Source organism: Streptococcus mitis (assembly GCF_000722755.1).
GTDB lineage: Bacteria > Bacillota > Bacilli > Lactobacillales > Streptococcaceae > Streptococcus > Streptococcus mitis_CM.
This window is the reverse complement of the sequence record NZ_JPFY01000008.1, coordinates 97740-116632: the sequence shown is the minus strand read 5'-3', so window position 1 is coordinate 116632 and position 18893 is coordinate 97740. Positions and strand designations below refer to the sequence as shown.

The 18893-nt window shown below is 41.1% G+C and carries 21 protein-coding genes; 8 read left to right on the top strand and 13 right to left on the bottom strand.

The genetic code is table 11. The annotated features are described in order from the left end of the window. The first annotated feature begins 368 nt into the window (after positions 1 to 368). The 5 genes from SK578_RS00755 to SK578_RS00735 all read left to right on the top strand — a co-directional run bounded on the left by SK578_RS00755 (position 369) and on the right by SK578_RS00735 (position 5829). Positions 369 to 1640, top strand: coding sequence for an extracellular solute-binding protein (locus SK578_RS00755; protein WP_042749844.1), 1272 nt, complete (start codon positions 369 to 371; stop codon positions 1638 to 1640). 110 nt (positions 1641 to 1750) lie between these two features. Beyond that, positions 1751 to 3043: a sugar ABC transporter permease gene (locus tag SK578_RS00750; protein ID WP_000414955.1), complete on the top strand. Its 1293-nt coding sequence runs from the start codon at positions 1751 to 1753 to the stop codon at positions 3041 to 3043. A 1-nt stretch (position 3044) separates the two neighbouring features. Further along, positions 3045 to 3887 carry a sugar ABC transporter permease gene (locus tag SK578_RS00745; protein WP_004236955.1) on the top strand — a complete coding sequence of 281 codons (843 nt, stop codon included), beginning with the start codon at positions 3045 to 3047 and terminating at the stop codon, positions 3885 to 3887. Between the two features lie 145 nt (positions 3888 to 4032). Continuing rightward, the gene (locus SK578_RS00740; protein WP_042749842.1) at positions 4033 to 4833 is read left to right on the top strand and encodes a DUF1189 domain-containing protein; all 801 of its coding nucleotides are present in this window, start codon (positions 4033 to 4035) and stop codon (positions 4831 to 4833) included. A gap of 9 nt (positions 4834 to 4842) precedes the next feature. Beyond that, on the top strand, positions 4843 to 5829 hold the full coding sequence (locus SK578_RS00735; RefSeq protein ID WP_004262284.1) for a LacI family DNA-binding transcriptional regulator: 987 nt from the start codon (positions 4843 to 4845) through the stop codon (positions 5827 to 5829). Between the two features lie 29 nt (positions 5830 to 5858). Here SK578_RS00735 and SK578_RS00730 read toward each other — a convergent pair whose 3' ends face one another. From SK578_RS00730 to rgg, 12 genes are all read right to left on the bottom strand, one after another. Continuing rightward, positions 5859 to 6800: a YitT family protein gene (locus tag SK578_RS00730; protein WP_000806276.1), complete on the bottom strand. Its 942-nt coding sequence runs from the start codon at positions 6798 to 6800 to the stop codon at positions 5859 to 5861. Then, positions 6778 to 8541 carry an aspartate--tRNA ligase gene (gene aspS / locus SK578_RS00725; RefSeq protein ID WP_042749838.1) on the bottom strand — a complete coding sequence of 588 codons (1764 nt, stop codon included), beginning with the start codon at positions 8539 to 8541 and terminating at the stop codon, positions 6778 to 6780. The genes SK578_RS00730 and aspS overlap by 23 nt, the downstream gene beginning before the upstream one ends. A 156-nt stretch (positions 8542 to 8697) precedes the next feature. Beyond that, positions 8698 to 8928 carry a hypothetical protein gene (locus SK578_RS00720; protein ID WP_000832184.1) on the bottom strand — a complete coding sequence of 77 codons (231 nt, stop codon included), beginning with the start codon at positions 8926 to 8928 and terminating at the stop codon, positions 8698 to 8700. 17 nt (positions 8929 to 8945) lie between these two features. Further along, on the bottom strand, positions 8946 to 9587 hold the full coding sequence (locus SK578_RS00715) for a CPBP family intramembrane glutamic endopeptidase (RefSeq protein ID WP_042749835.1): 642 nt from the start codon (positions 9585 to 9587) through the stop codon (positions 8946 to 8948). Between the two features lie 9 nt (positions 9588 to 9596). Further along, a complete protein-coding gene (locus SK578_RS00710) occupies positions 9597 to 10337 on the bottom strand; it encodes a DUF3169 family protein (protein ID WP_042749833.1) in 741 nt (246 codons plus the stop codon). 2 nt (positions 10338 to 10339) lie between these two features. Next, entirely contained in the window at positions 10340 to 10537 is a 198-nt protein-coding gene (locus SK578_RS00705; protein ID WP_042749832.1) for a hypothetical protein, read from the bottom strand. Continuing rightward, positions 10524 to 10712, bottom strand: a complete 189-nt coding sequence (locus SK578_RS00700) for a hypothetical protein (RefSeq protein ID WP_001057594.1) — start codon at positions 10710 to 10712, stop codon at positions 10524 to 10526. The genes SK578_RS00705 and SK578_RS00700 overlap by 14 nt, the downstream gene beginning before the upstream one ends. Next, positions 10712 to 10918, bottom strand: a complete 207-nt coding sequence (locus SK578_RS00695) for a helix-turn-helix transcriptional regulator (protein ID WP_001176233.1) — start codon at positions 10916 to 10918, stop codon at positions 10712 to 10714. The genes SK578_RS00700 and SK578_RS00695 overlap by 1 nt, the downstream gene beginning before the upstream one ends. Before the next feature lie 9 nt (positions 10919 to 10927). Beyond that, positions 10928 to 11395 (bottom strand): hypothetical protein, encoded by a 468-nt coding sequence (locus tag SK578_RS00690; protein WP_161683509.1) that lies wholly within the window; start codon positions 11393 to 11395, stop codon positions 10928 to 10930. Then, entirely contained in the window at positions 11395 to 12675 is a 1281-nt protein-coding gene (hisS, locus tag SK578_RS00685) for a histidine--tRNA ligase (protein WP_042749828.1), read from the bottom strand. Before hisS ends, SK578_RS00690 begins: the two co-directional genes overlap by 1 nt. Positions 12676 to 12858: 183 nt before the next feature. Continuing rightward, the gene (locus tag SK578_RS00680; RefSeq protein ID WP_042749827.1) at positions 12859 to 14106 is read right to left on the bottom strand and encodes an MFS transporter; all 1248 of its coding nucleotides are present in this window, start codon (positions 14104 to 14106) and stop codon (positions 12859 to 12861) included. 200 nt (positions 14107 to 14306) lie between these two features. After that, positions 14307 to 15158 (bottom strand): quorum-sensing system transcriptional regulator Rgg, encoded by an 852-nt coding sequence (gene rgg / locus SK578_RS00675; protein WP_042749826.1) that lies wholly within the window; start codon positions 15156 to 15158, stop codon positions 14307 to 14309. A 123-nt stretch (positions 15159 to 15281) separates the two neighbouring features. Between rgg and SK578_RS00670 the strand changes: the two genes are divergently transcribed. Next, positions 15282 to 15623: a metal-sulfur cluster assembly factor gene (locus tag SK578_RS00670; protein ID WP_001204052.1), complete on the top strand. Its 342-nt coding sequence runs from the start codon at positions 15282 to 15284 to the stop codon at positions 15621 to 15623. 165 nt (positions 15624 to 15788) lie between these two features. On the opposite strand, the gene ilvD is transcribed toward SK578_RS00670, so the two are convergent. Next, complete coding sequence (gene ilvD / locus SK578_RS00660; protein WP_000137346.1) at positions 15789 to 17492, bottom strand: dihydroxy-acid dehydratase; 1704 nt, start codon at positions 17490 to 17492, stop codon at positions 15789 to 15791. A gap of 184 nt (positions 17493 to 17676) precedes the next feature. Here ilvD and SK578_RS00655 point away from each other — a divergent pair, with 184 nt between their 5' ends. Then, positions 17677 to 18684 carry an SPFH domain-containing protein gene (locus SK578_RS00655; protein WP_042749823.1) on the top strand — a complete coding sequence of 336 codons (1008 nt, stop codon included), beginning with the start codon at positions 17677 to 17679 and terminating at the stop codon, positions 18682 to 18684. A gap of 2 nt (positions 18685 to 18686) precedes the next feature. After that, positions 18687 to 18887, top strand: a complete 201-nt coding sequence (locus SK578_RS00650) for a type II toxin-antitoxin system antitoxin (RefSeq protein WP_000796544.1) — start codon at positions 18687 to 18689, stop codon at positions 18885 to 18887. Positions 18888 to 18893: the final 6 nt, after the last annotated feature.

Here is an 18893-nt window from a genome sequence, read left to right as displayed (position 1 = left end):
AACTTTTTTGATTATTTTTTAAAATTTTTTTCTTCTTACTCGTATATATATACTTTCAGGAAACAAACAAAAAGGAATAAGGTTTTCACTTATCTTATTAAGGAAAAACAAAGTGAGAATCCTCTCTGCTTTCCATTTGTAAATTAGGCAATCGTTTTCTCAACTTTTTTTAAGTTTAAAACAAAACCGGTTTTTGGGATTTTCTACTATTATATGACGATGAAGCGTTTACTTTTTTCACAATTTTTTTAAAATATTTTACAAAAAACACTTGCAACCGCTTTCTGATTGTGTTATACTAGTCCCATAAAGGAAAACGTTTGCGTTTCCTCATTATAAAATTTGTTATTCTTTAGGAGGAATACACTATGTCATCTAAATTCATGAAGAGCGCTGCTGTGCTTGGAACTGCTACACTTGCTAGCTTGCTTTTGGTAGCTTGCGGAAGCAAAGCTGCTGATAAGCCTGCTGATACTGGTTCATCTGAAGCGAAAGAAATCACTCTTTACGTTGAAGATCAATATAAAGCATTTGCTGAATCAGCTGCAAAAGCTTACGAAAAAGAAGCTGGCGTAAAAGTGACTATCAAAACCGGAGACCAAATGGGTGGTCTTGACAACCTTTCTCTAGATAACCAATCTGGTAAAGCTGCTGACGTTATGATGGCACCATACGACCGTGTAGGTAGCCTTGGTACTGACGGCCAACTTTCAGAAGTTAAATTGAGCGACGGCGCTAAAACAGATGATAAAACTAAATCTCTTGTAACAGCTGCTGACGGTAAAGTTTACGGTGCTCCTGCCGTTATCGAGTCACTTGTTATGTACTACAACAAAGACTTGGTAAAAGAAGCTCCAAAAACTTTTGCTGACTTAGAAAACCTTGCTAAAGATAGCAAATACGCATTCGCTGGAGAAGATGGAAAAACTTCTGCTTTCCTAGCTGACTGGACAAACTTCTACTTTGCATACGGACTTCTTGCTGGTAACGGCGGTTACGTATTCGGACAAAACGGTAAAGATGCTAAAGACATCGGTCTTGCAAACGACGGTTCTATCGCAGGTATCAACTATGCTAAATCTTGGTATGAAAAATGGCCTAAAGGTATGCAAGATACTGAAGGAGCTGGAAACCTAATCCAAACTCAATTCCAAGAAGGTAAAACAGCTGCTATCATTGACGGACCTTGGAAAGCTAAAGCCTTCAAAGACGCTAAAGTAAACTACGGTGTTGCAACTATCCCAACTCTTCCAAACGGAAAAGAATATGCTGCATTCGGTGGTGGTAAAGCTTGGATCATCCCATCAAGCACTAAGAACCTTGAAGCTGCTCAAAAATTTGTAGACTTCCTTGTTTCAACTGAAGAACAAAAAGCCTTCTACGATACAACTAACGAAATCCCAGCTAACACTGAAGCTCGTTCATACGCTGAAGGTAAAAACGATGAGTTGACAACAGCTGTTATCAAACAGTTCAAGAACGCTCAACCAATGCCAAATATCTCTCAAATGTCAGCTGTTTGGGACCCAGCTAAAACAATGTTGTTTGAAGCTGTAAGTGGTAAGAAAGATGCTAAAACAGCTGCAAACGATGCTGTAACATTGATCAAAGAAACAATCAAACAAAAATTTGGTGAATAAAAAATTTGTTCAAGGGGGGTGGAATTCAAATCCCCCTTTGAATTTATCAATAAAAAACATATATAGTTTAGGTTTTGATTAGAAACCAGTATCCTATGAAAGGAGTTATTATGGAAAAGCAACAACCTAGTAAAGCAGCCCTGCTGTCTATCATTCCTGGGTTAGGACAGATTTACAATAAACAAAAAGCCAAAGGTTTTATCTTCCTTGGTGTAACCATCGTATTTGTCCTTTATTTCCTAGCACTTGCAGCCCCTGAATTGAGCAACCTCATCACTCTTGGTGACAAGCCAGGTCGTGATAATTCCCTCTTCATGCTGATTCGCGGTGCCTTCCATTTAATCTTTGTAGTTGTTTATGTACTCTTTTATTTCGCAAATATCAAAGATGCACATACAACTGCCAAACACATTAACAATGGTATTCCAGTAGCACTTACCTTTAAGGAAATGGTCAAAGGAATCTATGAAAATGGTTTCCCTTACCTCTTGATCATTCCATCTTATATTGCAATGACTTTTGCGATTATCTTCCCAGTTATCGTAACCTTGATGATCGCCTTTACCAACTACGACTTCCAACACTTGCCACCAAACAAATTGTTGGACTGGGTCGGTTTGACCAACTTTACAAACATTTGGAGCTTGAGTACCTTCCGTTCTGCCTTTGGTTCTGTTCTTTCTTGGACTATCATCTGGGCTTTATCTGCCTCAACTTTACAGATCGTGATTGGTATCTTCACAGCTATCATTGCTAACCAACCATTTATCAAAGGAAAACGTATCTTTGGTGTTATTTTCCTTCTTCCTTGGGCTGTTCCAGCCTTCATCACTATCTTGACATTCTCAAACATGTTTAACGATAGTGTCGGTGCTATCAATACTCAAGTCTTGCCGATCTTTGCTAAATTCCTTCCTTTCCTTGATGGGGCTCTTATCCCTTGGAAAACAGACCCTACTTGGACTAAGGTTGCCTTGATTATGATGCAAGGTTGGCTTGGATTCCCATATATCTACGTTTTGACTTTGGGTATCTTGCAATCTATTCCTAACGACCTTTACGAAGCAGCTTATATTGACGGTGCCAATGCTTGGCAAAAATTCCGCAACATCACTTTCCCAATGATCTTGGCTGTTGCAGCACCTACTTTGATTAGCCAATACACTTTCAACTTTAACAACTTCTCTATCATGTACCTCTTCAATGGTGGAGGTCCTGGTAGTGTCGGAGGGGGAGCTGGTTCAACAGATATCTTGATTTCATGGATCTACCGTTTGACAACAGGTACATCTCCTCAATACTCAATGGCGGCAGCTGTTACCTTGATTATCTCTATCATTGTCATTTCAATCTCTATGATCGCATTCAAGAAACTACACGCATTTGATATGGAGGACGTCTAAGATGAATAACTCAATTAAACTCAAACGTAGACTGACTCAAACCCTTACTTACCTCTACTTAATTGGCCTATCAATCGTGATTATCTATCCACTTTTGATTACCATCATGTCAGCCTTTAAAGCAGGTAACGTCTCAGCCTTTAAACTAGATACTAATATCGACCTCAATTTTGATAACTTTAAAGGCCTCTTCACTGAAACCTTGTACGGTACTTGGTACCTCAACACTTTGATTATCGCCTTAATTACTATGGCTGTTCAAACAAGTATTATCGTACTTGCTGGTTATGCTTATAGCCGTTACAATTTCTTGGCTCGTAAACAAAGTTTGGTCTTCTTCTTGATTATCCAAATGGTTCCAACAATGGCCGCTTTGACAGCCTTCTTCGTTATGGCACTTATGTTGAACGCCCTTAACCACAGCTGGTTCCTCATCTTCCTCTACGTTGGTGGTGGTATCCCAATGAATGCTTGGCTCATGAAGGGCTACTTCGATACAGTGCCAATGTCTCTAGACGAATCTGCAAAACTAGACGGTGCAGGACACTTCCGCCGCTTCTGGCAAATTGTTCTTCCACTTGTTCGCCCAATGGTTGCCGTACAAGCTCTCTGGGCCTTCATGGGACCTTTTGGAGACTATATCCTCTCTAGTTTCTTGCTTCGTGAGAAAGAATACTTTACTGTTGCCGTAGGTCTCCAAACCTTCGTTAGCAATGTGAAAAACATGAAGATTGCCTACTTCTCAGCAGGTGCTATCCTCATCGCCCTTCCAATCTGTATTCTCTTCTTCTTCCTACAAAAGAACTTTGTTTCAGGACTTACAAGTGGTGGCGACAAGGGATAATATATCCCCGCCACCCTTTTTCATTTTGAAGCTTGTGACTATAAAACTATCCTTGTAACAAGCAATTTTTCTCCTGGACTTGAAATAAAGCACATTTCTCTATATAATAATACTCATATAGAAAACACCTTTTAGAAAGATACCTATGCTTCCATATCCATTTTCCTATTTTTCAAGTATTTGGGGATTTCGTAAGCCCCTGTCCAAACGTTTCGGGCTCAACTGGTTTCAGCTTCTCTTTACCAGTATCTTCCTTATCAGCTTGTCTATGGTACCCATTGCCATCCAAAACAGCTCGCAGGAGACTTATCCGCTAGAAACCTTTATCGATAATGTCTATGAACCATTGACAGATAAGGTTGTACAGGATCTCTCTGAACACGCTACAATTGTTGATGGTAAATTAACTTATACAGGAACAGCTAGTCAAACCCCTTCTCTTTTAATCGGTCCAAGTCAAAGCAAGGAATTACCTAAGGACTTGCAACTGCATTTCGATACGAATGAGCTCGTCATCAGCAAGGAAAGTAAAGAACTGACCCGTGTCTCTTACCGAGCGATTGAGACTGAGAGTTTCAAAAGTAAAGACAGCTTGACCCAAGCCATTTCTAAAGACTGGTATCAGCAGAATCGTGTCTATATCAGCCTCTTCCTAGTTCTCGGTGCTAGCTTCCTCTTTGGTTTGAATTTCTTTATCGTCTCTCTAGGAGCGAGTCTTCTCCTTTATATCACTAAGAAATCACGCCTCTTTTCATTTAGGACCTTTAAAGAGTGCTACCATTTTATCTTGAACTGTCTAGGATTACCAACTCTGATCACGCTTATTTTGGGACTCTTTGGCCAAAATATGACAACTCTCATTACTGTACAAAACATTCTTTTTGTTCTGTATCTGGTCACTATCTTTTATAAAACGCATTTCCGTGATCCAGATTACCATAAATAGGAGATTTTTATGCCCGTTACGATTAAAGACGTGGCCAAGGCTGCTGGTGTTTCGCCTTCAACCGTAACCCGTGTTATTCAAAACAAATCAACCATTAGCGACGAAACAAAAAAACGCGTTCGCAAGGCTATGAAGGAGCTCAATTATCACCCCAACCTCAATGCTCGTAGCTTGGTAAGCAGTTATACCCAAGTTATCGGCTTGGTGCTTCCTGACGACTCAGACGCCTTCTATCAAAATCCCTTCTTCCCATCTGTCCTCCGTGGTATCGCCCAAGTTGCTTCTGAAAACCACTACGCTATTCAGATTGCAACAGGTAAAGATGAAAAAGAGCGCCTTAAAGCTATTTCTCAGATGGTCTATGGTAAGCGTGTAGATGGTTTGATTTTCCTTTATGCCGAAGAAGAGGATCCCTTGGTCAAGCTAGTCGCTGATGAGCAGTTCCCCTTCCTCATCCTAGGAAAATCCATTTCACCTTTCATCCCTCTTGTCGATAATGACAATGTCCAAGCTGGTTTTGATGCAACCGAATATTTTATCAAAAAAGGCTGCAAACGAATTGCCTTCATTGGAGGGACTAAACGACTCTTCGTAACGCAAGACCGTTTAACAGGCTATGAGTCAGCACTCAAACAATACCAACTGCCTATTGACGGAAATTTGACCTATTTTGCAACGGAGTTCTTAGAAGAAAAAGGATATCAATTTAGTAAACTCCTCTTTCAGCATGACCCGCAGATTGATGCTATCATTACAACTGATAGCCTCCTAGCTGAAGGGGTCTGTGACTATATTGCTAAGCACCAACTGGATGTCCCTGTTCTCAGCTTTGACTCGGTCAATCCCAAGCTCAACTTGGCGGCCTATGTTGATATCAATAGCCTAGAACTTGGTCGTGTTTCTCTTGAAACTATCCTCCAGATTATCAGCGATGCTAAAAGCAATAAGCAAATTTGTTATCGTCAGTTAATTGCCCACAAAATTATCGAAAAATAAAAACCAGCTCGAGCTGGTTTTTTTGGTTACTAATTTTCTGTTTCAACGAACCGTCCCAGAATATGAACATTCTCAGATACAGAGACAAAGGCACCTGGATCCACCTGTTTCATAATCTGTTTAAATTCATTAAACTCTGCACGTGTAATGACAGTGATTAAAACTGCCTTTCTTTCGTGATTATAGGTTCCTTCTGCATCGTGGATCATGGTTGCTCCGCGGTGCAATTTTTTATGTATTTTTTCAATAACCTTGTCTGGATGATTGGTCACAATCATGGCCTGCATGCGCTTTTGCTTAGTAAAGACCGCATCTGTCACACGGCTAGAGACAAAGATAGTAATCATAGAGTAGAGAGCGTATTTCCAACCAAAGGTCAAACCCGCTATCAGCATGATGGTTCCATTTACCAAGAAAGAAATACTACCGACATTCTTTCCTGTTTTCTTGCGAATAGTCAGGCTGACGATATCCGTTCCACCACTGGAGATATTGTTGCGAAGAGCAAAACCAATCCCCAAGCCCATGACAACACCCCCAAAAAGGGCATTGATAATGGGATCCTCCGTCAAGGTTGCCACAGGGACAAACTGGATAAAGAAGGAACTCATGGATACCGTTATAAAGGTAAAGACAGTAAACTTATGGCCAATCTGATACCAAGCCAAGACCATCAAAGGAAAATTAATGGCGTAGAAGGTCAGCGAAATCGGAATGTGAAAACCAAACCAGTGATTACTCAAGGCAGAGATAATCTGTGCCAGACCTGTCGCACCACTCGAATACACATGACCTGGTTGGAAAAAGAAATTGACCGCTACTGCTGATAGAAATCCATAGACCAGAGAGGCCGAAATCTTCTCGTCATACTTCTCACGAGAGATGCTTTGTAAGACACGTAAAATTTTTATCTGATGAGCGAAGCGGCGCAAATAATAGCGCCACCGCTTAATTCGTTTTGCTTGTTTCATCTTCTTCTACTTGTAAGCTGAGTTCCTCTAGTTGTTTGAGAGCTACTGTTGAAGGAGCTTGTGTCATTGGGTCAGTTGCCTTGTTGTTCTTAGGGAAGGCAATAACTTCACGAATATTTTCTTCTCCTGCTAAGAGCATGACAAATCGGTCAAGCCCGATAGCCAAGCCACCGTGTGGTGGGAAACCATAGTCCATGGCTTCAAGAAGGAAGCCAAACTGGTCATTTGCTTCTTCAGCTGAGAAACCAAGAGCCTTGAACATGCGTTCTTGAAGGTCTTTTTGATTGATACGAAGGCTACCACCACCAAGCTCATAACCGTTCAAGACAATATCGTAAGCAATGGCACGAACCTTAGCCAAATCACCTTCTAGTTCGTGAGCTGTCTCTTCCTGTGGAAGTGTGAATGGATGGTGGGCACTCATGTAGCGGCCTTCTTCTTCAGACCATTCAAACATTGGCCAGTCAACCACCCAAAGGAAGTTGAATTTATCGTTATCAATCAAACCAAGCTCTTTGGCAATACGTCCACGAAGGGCACCGAGTGTTGCATTGGCCACTTCAAGCGTATCTGCCACAAAGAGAACGAGGTCCTTATCTTCAAGAGCAAGCGCTGTTGTCAATTCTTCTTGGATGACAGTCAAGAACTTGGCAACTGGTCCATTTAATTCTCCATCAACAACCTTAACCCAAGCAAGACCTTTGGCACCATACTGCTTGGCTACTTCGGTCATCTTGTCTATGTCTTTACGTGAATAGTTGTCCGCAGCGCCTTTGACCACAATTGCTTTTACAGCAGGTGCTTCTGAAAAGACTTTAAAGTCTACACCTTTGACCACTTCTGTCAAGTCCTGAAGCAACATGTCAAAACGGGTATCTGGCTTGTCAGAACCGTAAAGAGCCATAGCGTCATCGTATTTCATACGAGGGAATGGCAGAGTGACTTCAATGCCTTTTGTTTCCTTCATGACACGCGCAATCAAGCCTTCTGTGATATCTTGGATTTCTTGCTCAGTAAGGAAAGACGTTTCCAAGTCTACCTGGGTAAACTCAGGCTGGCGGTCACCACGCAAGTCCTCGTCACGGAAACATTTAACGATTTGATAGTAACGGTCAAAACCAGCATTCATCAAGAGCTGTTTCGTGATTTGCGGACTTTGAGGAAGCGCGTAAAAATGCCCTTTATTAACACGAGATGGCACCAAGTAGTCACGCGCCCCTTCAGGAGTTGACTTAGAAAGGAATGGTGTCTCCACGTCGATAAACTCCAACTCATCCAAGTAGTTGCGGATAGAGTGGGTCACCTTAGCACGAAGTTTGAGATTTTCCAACATTTCTGGACGGCGAAGGTCAAGGTAACGGTAACGCAAACGCGTATCGTCATTGGCCTCAATGCCATCCTTAATCTCAAATGGGGTTGTCTTAGCTGTATTAAGCACTGTCAGAGCTGTCACGTTTAACTCAACTGCACCAGTTGGCAACTTATCATTAGCTTGCTCACGCGCAGCGACCTGTCCAGTCACCTCGATAACAAATTCGCTACGAAGGCTTTCAGCTGTTGCCATAACCTCTGCAGATACTTTTTCAGGGTTGATAACCAACTGCATGATTCCTTCACGGTCACGAAGGTCGATAAAGATCAAACCACCAAGGTCACGACGACGGCCAACCCATCCTTTCAAGGTTATTTCTTGTCCGATGTGTTCCTCACGAACACGACCAGCATACATACTACGTTTCATGTTTTCTCTCCTCTTTTATTCTGTTACTATTTTACCATAAAAGCGCAGGCTCTTCATGAAAATCATCAGAAAAGTTTGCCAGTCTTTAAAAATCAAGTGAAGACTCTAAAAATTGACGCCCATACAAAAATCCGATGAAAACAGCATCGGACTCTTTTATTTTGAATTTTTGCCTGCTTTACGCTTTTCAGCGATTTCAGCTGCCTTTCGAGGCAAGACAATTTCCGTTGTATAAGCTGTCCCAAAGCGCAAGACACCTGCAATAGGAGCAAAGACAACTGCTAGATAGTTGTAGAAGAAATCGCCCTTAAAGGCATAAGCTAGCGCCCCAATGATGAAAAATAGAACAACTGCTTGAATCACTGCTAATAAAATTACTCGTTTCATGTGACCTCCTGACTCTATTATAGCATGAGTATCATCAAAAAGCCGATTAAATTATTCAAAGCGTGGAGAGAAATACTGTAGACCAGACCTTTTCTGCTAATATAAGCCAAGCCCAAACTAAAACCAAGGCTAAAATAGACAAAAAATTGTTGCACATCACCTGGGAAATGAATCAAGGCAAACAGAACACTGGATACCAGAAGAAAAATCAGAGTTTGTTTCCTATTGTCCTGCTTAGGAAAGAGGTAGCGTGCTAACATCCCTCTAAAGATAAGTTCTTCCGTCAAAGGAGCAAAAATAACGACCGCAAAGAATGAGAAAAGTGGTTGAGACAAGGTCAAGTCTATCGCTATTTGCTGATTTACTGAAGGATCATTTGGCAAGAAAAACTGGACAACCAGAGATAAGAGCCAAACCAAGGCAGGAAGCCAAATAAATCGGTTGAAGCCACTCTTCTCAATACAAACAGGACCTTTCTGATACCATTTGTAAATGCCGTACACATAAACTCCAGCCAAGGCCACATAGAGCAAGGTCACAGCATAGGGTGAACCGCCTAAGGCAAGCGACGTAGTCGCGAGCACCTGAATGAAGCCATAGATGAATAAAAAGGATAGAATGGCTAGAAGAAACCAGCCAAGGTTTTTAAGTAGTTTCATAAAGGACTCCTATTTAAAATAACGTTTTACCATAGGTAACTGCATCACATTGATATAAATATGGATTGCTCCTACAAGCAAGAAGGCTAGTAACTGAATCTCTCCTGTCAGTAAGGAAAAGAGAGCAATCAGAAAGTACAAAGCTGGCAAGACATAGTTATTTAATTGGAATAAAATCCGAAAACTCTGTTCCAAATTAGCCTTGCGCTCCCCTTCATCATAAGAATCGAAATGGTCCAAGATATCCTTTGGTGTAGAGAAAAATACTAAATCAAACTGACGAACAATCGCAATGGTCTTAAAAAGATATTTTTGAGCATTTAAAACTAACACTAATCCCAAAAAGGAAAGGGATAAGGTTATATGGCTTATATCGAGTACAATTACTTCACTTCCTGAAATGAAGAGAGCCAATAAAATCGCTACGCTTGCACTATTAAAAGCAATAGTTCCAAACTCGAGATTCCGATACATCTGCACATAATAGGTTTCATTCAGATCATCATCCATTTCCTCTTGATACAAGGAGTGAAATTTTCTGCTTTTCTTTAAGAAATTGAATGTCAAAAAAATGCTAATGAAACCTAACACTAAACAAATAGCTGATATCCATGGTATCAAGACTTTTACATCTAACATAATTTCGTGGGATTCGGTAGCAGCCTTAAACATCCCTACAAAACCGCCCAAGAAACCTCCCAAGACAACAGACATTAAAAACAACAATCCACGTTTCCTTTTCTTTTCCATATTCATTCTCCTTTTTCACTCGCTAAATTGTTTGCTTTCTTTTCAATCCAGTCAACGACTGGGATAAGAGCAAAGTAGGCCCAAACAAATTGGTTACTTTGATATGGATTAAACCAGCCTAAGTCTATCCCAATTAGTAGAAACACGCTGACTAATAGAGCTATGGCAACTACATAATAGATTACTTTATACTTGTTCATCATTTTTCTCCTTTTTCTTCAACCAATTGAAAATGGACAAGAGGACTAAGTTAATCCAAAACAAATACTTACTTTCAACAAAATAGAACCACCCCAGTAATGTTCCAATCATAGCAAAGGCATTCACAATAAGGGCAAGAACACTCATATAATAAACCACTTTATACATGTTCATCACTCGTCCTCCTCCAAGCGAAATACCGATTCGACTGTTTCGTTGAAAATCTGAGATATTTTCAAGGCAATCACAACGGACGGGGTGTATTCGTCCCGTTCTAATAGGCTGATAGTCTGTCTGGAAACCTCTGCTAGCTTGGCTAGTTCGGTTTGATTGAGACCATCGCGAGCCCGAAGCTCTTTTAGACGATTTTTTAGTTGCATGTTACACACCTACTCTCCGTCAAATTCAACGGCTTGGATATCCTCAATACGTTGCAACTTGAATTTTTCTTTCCCCTTTTTATCAACGCTACGTAGTTTGACCCATTCCTCGTCAACATCCACAACTTCCCATAAAGATGTTCCAAACACTTGTCCAACGATTGTTGGATTTTTCCCAATTAATTCTTGCAATAATCTTGACATATCTATATTTCCTTTCTCTTTTCTTTCGATTACCTTTAACCTCTTCTCTAACCTCTGGATTTTTTTAGATTGACTACTATAAATCAAGACGAGAAAAGGGAAAAAAATCCATACCCACATGTGGCGCCCTCCTATTTCTTTATTTCTTAACTTGCTTACATTGTAACACATCTTTTTCTTTTTGACAAGCATATTTGTCAAAAAGTTTATGATTTTTGTCATTTTGCAAAAGAAAAAGGTCAGGAGTAAGTTCCTGACCAGTTTATCTATCATTAAAATCCTAGTTTTTCAAAGATTTCTGAGAAGTTTTGGCTGATTGCCTCAAGTGACACTTGCACTTCTTCTCGGGTTTGGTTGTTCTTGACCGTCACTTGTCCGCTTTCGACTTCACTCTCACCTAGGGTGATGAGGGTCTTAGCTGCAAAGACATCAGCTGACTTGAACTGAGCTTTGAGTTTACGGTTAAGGTAATCACGCTCTGCTTTGAAACCTTGTTGGCGAAGAGCTTGTACCAACTCCAAGGCCTTGACATTTGCTCCTTGACCCAAGACTGCGATATAGACATCTAGGGCGTTTTCGATAGGAAGAGCAACACCTTGCTTTTCAAGAATGAGAAGCAGGCGCTCTACACCAAGTCCAAAACCAAATCCAGCAGTTTCCGGGCCTCCAAAGTAAGAAACCAAACCATCGTAGCGACCACCCGCACAGACTGTCAAGTCATTGCCCTCAATCTCAGTGATAAACTCGAAAATGGTGTGGTTGTAGTAGTCCAGACCACGCACCATATTGGTATCGATGATATAGTCTACTCCAAGATTTTCCAACATCTGACGCACAGCATCAAAATGAGCTTGACTTTCTTCATCAAGGAAGTCCAAGATAGAAGGTGCATTCTCTACTGCTACCTTGTCTTCTTTTTCTTTAGAGTCCAAGACACGAAGAGGATTTTCCTCCAAACGACGTTGGCTATCCTTAGACAAGGTCTCCTTGAGCGGTGTCAAATAGTCAATCAAGGCTTGACGGTAGACCGCACGACTCTCAGGATTTCCAAGAGTGTTGAGGTGCAATTTGACACCTTGGATGCCGATTTCTTTCAGGAAATGAGCTGCCATAGCAATGGTTTCCACATCAGTAGCTGGATTGCTAGAGCCAAAACACTCAACCCCAATCTGGTGGAACTGGCGCAAACGCCCTGCCTGTGGACGCTCATAGCGGAACATAGGGCCCATGTAGTAGAACTTACTTGGCTTTTGTACTTCTGGGGCGAAGAGTTTATTTTCCACGTAGGAACGAACAACAGGCGCAGTTCCTTCTGGACGGAGGGTAATATGACGGTCACCCTTGTCATAGAAGTCATACATTTCCTTGGTTACGATATCCGTTGTATCTCCGACAGAGCGGCTGATAACCTCGTAATGCTCAAAAATAGGCGTGCGCACTTCTGCATAGTTGTAGCGCTTGAAAATCTCACGGGCAAAGCCCTCAACGTACTGCCATTTGGCAGATTCAGCAGGTAAAATATCCTGCGTTCCTTTTGGTTTTTGTAATTTCATAGGGAATCCTCTTTAAACTTAATAGTCTTATTTTACCATAAATAAAGGGATTAAAACAGTAAGAAAAAAATTAGGATTTATACTCAATGAAAATCAAAGAGCAAACTAGGAAACTAGCCGCAGGCTGTACTTGAGTACGGCAAGGCGACGTTGACGTGGTTTGAATTTGATTTTCGAAGAGTATTAGATATCATTTTTGAGATTAAGACCTGTCAAAAGAATAGCTAGCAAGGAAAGACCAACAAATAGCATCCAAGTCCACTGTATATTCCATACAGCTACAAGTGAAAAACAGGCTGTTCCCACAGGTATGGATAAGGTAAACAATAAACCTAAAAAATTACTGGTACGAGCTAGAACCTCTGGAGCTAGATTTTTCAGGAGCATGGCACTAATCTTTGGTTGAACTTTACCAGACACATACAGAGTTGAACAGAGAAATAGTAAACCAAGTACGACTTGATTGAATAAATTAGCTAGACCAACTAGACTGAGTCCTACGGTCACCCACATCATCAATCTAGGCAAGGACTGCTTCCCAAAATAATCATTGCCCGTAAGGCTACTGATGATGATTGCTAACAAAGCACAGACTTGACTGATAAATAATGCCTCTGTGTAAGAAAAATTCAAGAGAGAGTGGCTCAAAAAGAAGATATTGTAGATGCCCCCTAAGGAACCACCCAAGGCATTGATAAGCAAGACAGCAAAGATCATGAATCCAAAGTTTTTCTGTCCACCTTTAAGAAAAACAAGGCGTAAATTTCGGTAAATTGTTAGGAACTGGTCTTTGATAGAAAGCTTCTCATTTTTTAGTGATTCACCATCAGCAGATGACATTGACAGGCTCAATTTACTTTTTCCTAAAAAGAGAACAGAGGCTGATACTAGGAAGAAACAGGCATTGATTCCCGCAACAAGGGAAAAATTGTTGACCGATAAACCTAAGAGCCATACTCCAAAAGCTTGACCACCAATAGCTGAAATATAGGTGATGAACTGGGAAAAAGAATAAGCTTCCATCAGATCATCTTCAGCTACTTTTTCCTTAATGAGAGGCATGCGCAAACCACCAGCAAAATCACTGATAACATCACTAATGACATTGATCAAACACAGGCTAGAAAAGGCAAAGAGAGTAGCTTGCTGAACAACTAGGGCTGCTAGAAAAAATAAAACCGCCTGAAACAAACCGCTATAGACCATCCATTTGACCTTGTCCCTCGTGTAATCTGCCCGAATCCCTACAAAAACTGTAAAGAGCGTGGGAATGATCATGACAATATTCGCCATAGCAACAGCAAAGGAGGCTTGTGACAAGGTCGATGCATAAACGATAAAGACCAGATTGAAAATCGAAGCACCAAAAGCATTGAAGAATCGTGACAAAGTCAAGAGTCGATAAGCTTGATTTCTAAACAATAGTTTCATAGGTAATCTCCCTTCTTGTTAGAAGTTTTATGTGAAGTATGACTATAGTATAGCACTTGGAAATTCTAGAGGAAAAACTTTTGAATATATGCAACAAACAAAATGAGCAAAAAGAAACGATAGAATTTCTCCAGTGACACGAGAGAGCTCAACAATTCTATCGCTTAAAATTTTAAATTATTTTCTTGGTTTGCAGATATTCAACAATCGTTCGTATTTCTATAATATTCGGCAGATTTGTTACAGCCAAGCATCTCAAAAATACGGACAGCGTCTTCCATCTTTTTCTGGCCTTCCTTGACCCTACCTTGCTTGCTATCAAGGAGACCTTCCGCCCACAAATAGACAATTCGGAAATAGGTCTCATTTTCCTCGTAGAAATGCTCTTCGATAACACGTTTAAAATAAGAGGCATTGGTAAATTCTTTACACTCAATGCTAGCTAAAAAGCCGTTCAATAGTATAGTGTGAAAAAGATTTCGATTACCAGACATTTCCATTAGAAAATCAGATTTTCGTACCATCTCTCTAACATACCTAGTAAAAAGAGAAACAGATAAAAAGGGAGAACTGACTGAAAATAAATTGAGTTCATAGATTCCCCAAATCTCGGTAGAAAACAGGTAATCATGAAGGACTTTTCCTTCCTCTGCCGTTAACTCTACCGTTTCGTCCATGCTCTTCATATAAGACTTGATAAGAATGGCATTTAGAATATGTTTCTGTTTGTTTTGAGAATGGGCATGCTTTTGATACTCCCTGCGATACAAGTCCTCAAGCGGAGCTATATTCTTTGGATCCAAGACATCTATGATTTCTTTTCTCAACTCAGAATCTGTATCATACTGAAAACCTCTCGCCAGAAAGAGGATTTCCTCCACACTGGCAGATATATTTTCTAGGGCAAATAGAAACTTTTCCACCGAAAGCTCACTCTGACCTGTTTCAAAGCGAGATAACATAGACGGCGAAAATTGTCCCCCAGTTGCTTGTCTAAGCGAGATATTTCTTGACTCTCGCAATTGTCTAAAGACTTTTCCAATCTGCTCCATAGGCATCCCCTTGATTGAGTATTTTCTTCATTTTATCATATTTTTCAGAAAATTCATCAAAAACTTGCCAAATTGTCAGAATTATGAGAAAATAGAGGATATTTATCACGTGGAGGGACTGCTATGAGAGACGATATCAAAATCAATGACCGTGCTTTGGCCTTGCAAGACCAAATTATCGAAAAACTAGAGAAGGTTTTTGATACAGATGTAGAATTGGATGTTTACAATCTAGGATTGATTTATGAAATCAATCTAGATGAAACGGGTCTCTGCAAGATTGTCATGACCTTCACTGACACTGCCTGCGATTGTGCAGAAAGCTTACCTATCGAAATTGTCGCAGGTCTAAAACAAATCGAGGGTATCGAAGACGTCAAGGTTGAAGTTACCTGGTCGCCCGCTTGGAAAATCACACGAATCAGTCGCTATGGCCGTATTGCCCTTGGACTGCCACCTCGTTAAGCATGCAAGTTACTTTTGAAGATAAAAAGAAGCAAGCCCAAGTTGGCTTGCTTTTTGATACTCAATGAAAATCAAAGAGCAAACTAGGAAACTAGCCGCAGGCTACACTTGAGTACGGCAAGGCGACGTTGACGTGGTTTGAAGAGATTTTCGAAGAGTATGAGTTTATTTTTTACCTGACTTGTCCATATTCCAGAAGTCTGTCACGGCTCCGCGTGAAGCAGATGATACGATATGGGCGTATTTACCGAGGACACCACGGCTGTAAAGTGGTGGCAATGTTGTTTCTGCCTTACGTTTTTCAAGTTCTTCTTCGGATACGGCCATGGAAATTTCTTTGGTATCTTGGTCAACCGTAACGATATCACCTGTACGAAGGTAGGCAATTGGTCCACCATCCTGAGCTTCAGGAGCGATATGTCCAACAACCAGACCATAAGTACCACCAGAGAATCGGCCATCCGTCAAGAGGGCAACCTTGTCTCCTTGACCTTTACCAACGATCATTGATGAAAGTGACAGCATCTCAGGCATACCAGGACCACCTTTAGGTCCAACGAAACGAACAACGACTACATCGCCATCAACGATTTCATCTGTCAGAACGGCCTGAATAGCATCTTCTTCTGAGTCAAAGACCTTAGCTGGCCCAACGTGACGACGCACTTTAACACCTGATACTTTAGCAACCGCACCATCAGGGGCAAGGTTCCCGTTCAAGATGATAAGCGGACCATCCGCACGTTTAGGATTTTCAAGTGGCATGATGACTTTTTGACCTGGTGTGAGGTCTGCAAAGTCAGCTAAGTTCTCAGCAACAGTCTTACCAGTACATGTGATGCGATCTCCGTGAAGGAATCCATTTGCCAAGAGATATCTCATAACCGCAGGCACACCACCGACTTCATAGAGATCTTGGAAGACATACTGACCAGATGGTTTCAAGTCGGCCAAGTGAGGCACACGCTCTTGGATCGTATTGAAGTCCTCAAGTGACAAGTCAACATTGGCAGCATGGGCAATGGCAAGCAAGTGAAGAGTGGCGTTTGTAGAACCACCGAGAGCCATGGTTACAGTGATAGCATCTTCAAAGGCTTCACGAGTCAAGATATCTGACGGTTTGAGACCCAGTTCAAGCATCTTAACAACAGCACGTCCTGCTGCTTCAATGTCTTCTTTCTTGTCAGCTGATTCAGCTGGGTGAGATGAAGAGCCTGGCAAACTCATACCCAAAACTTCGATAGCAGTCGCCATGGTATTAGCAGTATACATACCACCACAGCCACCAGGTCCAGGGCAGGCATTACATTCAAGACGTTTCACGTCCTCAGCTGTCATATCACCGTGGTTCCATTTTCCGATACCCTCAAAAACAGAAACCAAGTCAATGTCTTTGCCATCAAGATTTCCCGGTGCAATAGTTCCACCATAGGCGAAAATAGCTGGAATATCCATATTGGCAATGGCAATCATAGAACCAGGCATGTTCTTGTCACAGCCACCGATAGCAACGAAGGCATCCACGTTGTGACCACCCATAGCCGCTTCGATTGAGTCCGCAATGATATCACGAGATGTCAAAGAGAAACGCATACCAGGCGTTCCCATGGCAATCCCGTCCGCTACAGTGATAGTCCCAAACTGCACAGGCCAAGCACCTGCCGATTTGACACCTTCTTTGGCTAATTTCCCAAAGTCATGCAAGTGGATATTACATGGTGTATTTTCCGCCCAAGTCGAAATCACTCCCACAATCGGTGTTTCAAAGTCCTTATCTGTCATACCAGTCGCACGAAGCATGGCACGGTTAGGTGATTTTACCATACTGTCATAAATGCTACTGCGGTGACGTTTATCTAATTCAGTCATTTGTTCCCTCCCATTTCAGTTTTTACTATTATAGCACATTTTAAAAGCAATGAACAGAAGAAAATTCTTGAATTTTCAGAAAATTCTATACAGAAATATTTTCTTTAAAAATGTTACATTTATTTCTTGACTTTATAAATTAAAGTGATATCATTTAGATATCAAATAATAGGAGGTCATTCTTATGACTGAAAAACTAATCAATTCAAAACCAAATGGTGTATTCGCATTGATTCTCATTGAATTGGCGCTCGTACTCGGTATCTTTATATTTATAATGGGTGTTGGTTCGGAAAACATTTTTGGAATTATTATCGGACTTTTATTAAGCTTAATTGCAGGCCTAGCTCATGCTGGTTTAAAAGTTGTCAAACCTCAGGAAGCTCTGGTTTTGACCCTTTTTGGTAACTATACAGGTACCATCAAAGAACCTGGTTTTTACTTTGTTAATCCCTTCAGCGTAGCAGTCAACCCTGCAAATCACACTAGACTGGGACAAAGTGGTGATGTTAGCACAAAATCTCCTTTGTCAGGAATGAAATCATCAAATGGCAATGATGTAAGCATTGAAATTGGCAAAAAACAGATTTCCCTCAAGGTTATGACCTTGAGCAATTCTCGCCAAAAAATCAATGATTGTCTAGGAAATCCCGTAGAAATCGGGATCGCGGTAACTTGGAGAGTTGTTGATACAGCCAAAGCAGTCTTCAATGTGGACAACTACAAAGAATATCTTTCATTGCAATGTGATAGCGCCCTCCGAAATATTGTCCGCATCTATCCTTACGATGTCTCTCCTAATGTGGATACTACAGGTGACGGGCAAGCAGATGAAGGTAGTCTCCGTGGTTCTAGTGAGATTGTAGCTAACCGTATTCGTGAGGAAATCCAAAGTCGTGTTGAGGATGCTGGCTTGGAAATCCTTGAAGCACGTATTACTTACCTAGCTTACGCTCCAGAAATTGCTGCTGTCATGCTTCAACGCCAACAAGCATCTGCCATTATTGATGCCCGTAAGATGATTGTGGATGGTGCTGTAGGAATGGTTGAAATGGCACTAGAACGACTCAATGAAGGGGAATTAGTCGAGCTTGACGAAGAACGAAAAGCTGCCATGGTTTCAAATCTCCTAGTCGTTCTCTGTGGCAATCATGATGCACAACCAATTGTCAACACAGGAAGTCTTTACTAAAGATGGCTGAAGCTAAAAAAAAGCAGATCCCCCTTCGACTCTCAACAAAGTTATACGCTGCACTCGCATCATGGGCAGAAGATGACTTTCGTTCAGTCAATGGACAAATCGAGTATCTCCTCACAGAATGTGTCAAACAACGGAAGAAAGACGGAAAATACGTATCAGAAACCATTGACGAACCATTTGAGATTGATATTTAACACCTT